The organism is Bartonella sp. CR127HXZ, from assembly GCF_042194555.1.
Lineage (GTDB): Bacteria > Pseudomonadota > Alphaproteobacteria > Rhizobiales > Rhizobiaceae > Bartonella > Bartonella grahamii.
In genome coordinates, this window is sequence record NZ_JBHIMZ010000096.1 from 1 (window position 1) to 531 (window position 531).

General features: G+C 45.8%; 2 protein-coding genes. Both read right to left on the reverse strand.

Going from position 1 to position 531, the window contains the following annotated elements; all coding sequences use genetic code 11:
* Nucleotides 1–214 (reverse strand): GPW/gp25 family protein (locus ACFIKY_RS09320; RefSeq protein WP_375661766.1); only part of this gene is annotated, 214 nt, incomplete at its 3' end.
* A 3-nt stretch (nt 215–217) separates the two neighbouring features.
* Complete coding sequence (locus tag ACFIKY_RS09325; protein ID WP_375636599.1) at nt 218–418, reverse strand: hypothetical protein; 201 nt, start codon at nt 416–418, stop codon at nt 218–220.
* Nucleotides 419–531: the final 113 nt, after the last annotated feature.

Here is a 531-nt window from a genome sequence, read left to right on the forward strand (position 1 = left end):
CTGGATCATCGAGTGCTTCAACAATTGCTTGATAAAGCTGCATCATCGTCGCAGGATCAGCATTGGCATCTTGGAATGCTCCAACATCACATCCATAATGACGACGCAAAACCCGTGTCCCAATTCTTGTCGTCAGACATTTACGAAGTGACTGTTGGCAATGTGCCCAACCATATAAGAGAGAGCCATCCTTTTCGCTTATCCCACACCGCATGCTTTAAGCCCCTTTGCTTGTCTTTGTGTTAGAAACAGTTGGGGGCGCAGAAACAACAGGTGCTGGTTTTTCAGCGATCTGACCAAGCAGCAACGGATATTTAGCCGCTTCCTCACTTAAACAAATTTCTTCACCTTTGCCCGGTGAACGTTGACCAGCAACAAAATCGGCATTGGTTAAAATAACATAAGTGTTCTCACGCATGATAAACTCCTTTAAAGGGGGTAAGAGGTTGTGGAGGGACCCATTTTGACCCCACCGTGTTTGTGGCTTGCGCCAACAGATTTTTGATTGTGCTGCAAATCTTCTGCTTGAAT